Source organism: Romboutsia sp., from assembly GCF_035470145.1.
GTDB lineage: Bacteria > Bacillota > Clostridia > Peptostreptococcales > Peptostreptococcaceae > Romboutsia_D.
The window spans coordinates 1-3,483 of the sequence record NZ_DATIRC010000166.1; the positions used below are offsets into that span (position 1 = coordinate 1).

Below are 3,483 nucleotides of genomic sequence, written 5' to 3' on the forward strand. Positions count from 1 at the left end.
TATATAGTGTTTTACCATTTCTTTTTCAGACTTTATTAACTTAGCATTTTGCGGACATCTCTTAAAGCACTTACCACAAACAATACATCTTTCTTTTATAATTTGTGCTTGTTCATTTTCAACTTTAATAGCATGTACAGGGCATACCCTTATGCAAGCATAGCAATTTTTGCAATTAGCTTTTGAAATTTCCATAAACCACATTAAAACTCCCACCTTTATAAATATGATATAAACTCATTTTTAAACATTTCCCTTGCATTTTCTTTTGAAATAGAAAATATTTTTTCATCCCACCTCATAACAGAAACTGCATCTCTACATTTACCTAAACAAAATGAACCGCATAGTTCTACTTTCGTTTGTAATTTATATTCTTCTATTAACTCTTTAAATATTTCTATAACTTCATATGAACCTTTTATATGACATGCACTCCCAATACATACCTTTATAGTTTTCATATAAATCCCCCTTCCCTATTTTAATACTTTTACTATATTTTTCCATGATATAATTCTAATTCAATAAGTATAATTTTTCTACAAAAAACACTTAAATTTATATAAATCGTTATTTAATCAGATTATAATTTTCCTAAAAAATACCCATTATCTAACTTGAGATATTGGGTATTTTTTCATTCTATTTATTTTCTTCTATATTTTCAAATACTATATTACCTTTACATATAGTGTAGTTAATTTTTCCATATAAAGTATGTCCCTTAAACGGCGAATTAAAAGACTTTGAAGCAAATTCACTAACAATATATTTTTCATTTGCATTAAATATTACTAAATCAGCTTGTACCCCTTCTTTTATACATCCACTTTGTAAATTATATAATCTTGCAGGATTTATAGTCATCTTTTCTATTAACTTCATAATACTTAAATGACCTTTTCTAACTAAGTTGGTTACACCAAGTGCTAATGCTGTTTCAAGCCCTACAATTCCACTTGGAGCTTTCGTAAATTCCACATTTTTTTCTTCATATGTATGAGGTGCATGGTCTGTTGCTATTATCTCAATAGTGTCATCTTGTAAACCTTCTATAATTTTATATTTATCATCTACCGTTCTTAATGGTGGATTCATCTTAGCATTAGTTCCATAAGTTAATACATCATCTTCTATTAATGTAAAGTGATGTGGAGTAGCTTCTGCATATACATTAGCCCCTAATTTTTTAGCCATTCGCACCATTTCAACAGATGCCCCTGAGCTTATATGTTGTATATTAACCTTTGCTCCACTCTTTAGGGCTAGCATACAATCTCTTGCCACCATAACATCTTCAGCTACATTTGATGCACCAACTATTCCCATTTCTTTAGATATTTCACCTTCATTTACACCTGCACATGTTATTAAAGATGGATCTTCTTCATGGAAACTTAAAGGAACATCTAATTCTTTTGCTTTATTCATTGCTTCAAGTATAATATCGCTATTTGTTATAGGAAGTCCGTCATCACTAAATCCTACAGCACCTTTATTTTTAAGCTTGTCCATATCTACTAATTCTTCACCCTTAAATCCTTTAGTTATAGAACCTACTTGTAATACATTAATTGGTGACTTTTTAGCTTTATCATTTATATATTTTAAAGTTTTTTCATTATCTACTATTGGATTAGTATTTGCCATACATATAACAGTTGTAAATCCACCTTTAGCAGCTGATAGTGAACCACTTTCTATATCTTCTTTATGAGTAAACCCTGGATCTCTAAAATGTACATGTACATCAATAAGTCCTGGCGCTACTATATTTCCACTTGCATCTATTACATTTTTATATTCACTTGTTATAGGAAATTTACCTATTTTTTCGATTTTATTATCTTTAATAATTATATCTAAAACTTCATCTCTTTTCGTGCTTGGATCTATTACTCTTCCATTTTTTATAAGTATCATGTCTACATTTCCCCTTTTAGATATTCATATATAACCTTTGCTCCATCATATATACTTAACAATGATGAAAACTCGCTTTTATTGTGGCTTATACCTCTATAACATGGTATAAATACCATTGCTGTATCACAGATTTTACTAAATGCCATTGCATCATGACCTGCTCCACTTGGCATTACTTTGTGAGATATTTTTAACTTATCACTACACTCAATTAATTTCTTTTGCATGTATGAACTCATTTTCACAGGATCAAATCTACCACTATCTTGTATAAATATATTTACATTTCTTTTCTCACAAATTTCCTTTGCTAAACTTTTCATACCTTTTTCAATAACATCTAAGCTATCTATATCGATTCCTCTTATATCTACTCCAAGATTAACTTCACCTGGTATAACATTTAACACATTTGGACCATTATTGATTACACCTACAGTTGTTACAGATTTTCTATAACTTTCCTGCCTTCCTAGCTTTTCTAACTCTAGTATAAATTCTGAAGCAGCACAAAGGGCATCTTGTCTCATATCCATAGGTGTTGCTCCTGAGTGTTCAGCTTCTCCTAAAATACTTACATCAAACCTTCTTGGACCTGCTATATCACTAACGATTCCTACCTTTATACCGTACTCTTCTAGTACCTTACCTTGTTCAATATGTAGTTCTAAATATTGCTTTATGTTTTCTATTTTTTTAGGACTTAGGTTGTATCCTTTATTATTAAATACTTCTCTTATGTATTTACCGGTCTTAGACACAAGTCCACCTACATCACCTTTAGTAAGTTCCCCAGTTATAAGCCCACTACCTATAGTACACTTACCAAAATTACTAGACTCTTCGCATCTAAATGCTCCAACTCTTATTGATATATCTAAGTTATCATCCTTTGCCCATTTTAATATTAAAAGACCTGCAATAACCCCTGCTACACCATCATATCTACCGCCATTTACAACAGAATCCAAGTGAGAACCTATCAAGTAATATTTTTTATCTGAGATATCATTTGCTACATATGTATTTCCTACTTCATCTATATAAGTATCAAATCCTTCATTTTCTCCTAAATCTTTAAACATATCATGCATTTCATCTTCAACTTTAGAATATCCAAGTCTTGTTACCCCACCATATGAATTAGCTCCAATATCATAAAATTTGCTAAATATATATTCTAAATACTCTACATCTTCTCTTTTTGAAGCCATAAATTTTCCCCCATTGATTGAATATTTTTCTTATATTATATATTATTTAATTATCATTTTAAATACTATAACGAATTAATTTCATCTTTTTTATTTTAATATTCATATTTCAGTTCATTTTATTACTTTATAAGTTTGAATATAAAACTACGTTTAATATCTACAGCTTTTTTAGGGCAAAGTTCATGACAACAATAGCATCTTATACATTTATCTAAATTTATACTTACTTTATTTTCAGTAATGTCCATAACTTTAGCTGGACAAGCTTCTATACATTTACCACACTTTACACAATCTTTATGTCTTATAATAGGTTTAGGTGTAATTAATTTGGTAA

General features: G+C 29.5%; 5 protein-coding genes. All 5 read right to left on the reverse strand.

The genetic code is table 11. The annotated features are described in order from the left end of the window. Nucleotides 1–204 (reverse strand): 4Fe-4S binding protein (locus VLM92_RS06640; RefSeq protein WP_325275563.1); only part of this gene is annotated, 204 nt, incomplete at its 3' end. Between the two features lie 14 nt (nt 205–218). Further along, complete coding sequence (locus VLM92_RS06645) at nt 219–464, reverse strand: (2Fe-2S) ferredoxin domain-containing protein (RefSeq protein WP_325275564.1); 246 nt, start codon at nt 462–464, stop codon at nt 219–221. A 181-nt stretch (nt 465–645) separates the two neighbouring features. Next, on the reverse strand, nt 646–1,926 hold the full coding sequence (locus VLM92_RS06650; RefSeq protein WP_325275565.1) for a dihydroorotase: 1,281 nt from the start codon (nt 1,924–1,926) through the stop codon (nt 646–648). A gap of 2 nt (nt 1,927–1,928) precedes the next feature. Then, complete coding sequence (locus VLM92_RS06655; protein WP_325275566.1) at nt 1,929–3,143, reverse strand: hydantoinase/carbamoylase family amidase; 1,215 nt, start codon at nt 3,141–3,143, stop codon at nt 1,929–1,931. A 122-nt stretch (nt 3,144–3,265) separates the two neighbouring features. Continuing rightward, the coding region (locus tag VLM92_RS06660) for a DUF362 domain-containing protein (RefSeq protein ID WP_325275567.1) at nt 3,266–3,483 on the reverse strand (218 nt) is incomplete at its 5' end.

Bases quoted from the DNA above. Each gene is read 5' to 3' on its own strand.
- VLM92_RS06645 (WP_325275564.1), bottom strand. From the start codon at position 464: ATGAAAACTATAAAGGTATGTATTGGGAGTGCATGTCATATAAAAGGT.
- VLM92_RS06650 (WP_325275565.1), bottom strand. From the start codon at position 1,926: ATGATACTTATAAAAAATGGAAGAGTAATAGATCCAAGCACGAAAAGA.
- VLM92_RS06655 (WP_325275566.1), bottom strand. From the start codon at position 3,143: ATGGCTTCAAAAAGAGAAGATGTAGAGTATTTAGAATATATATTTAGC.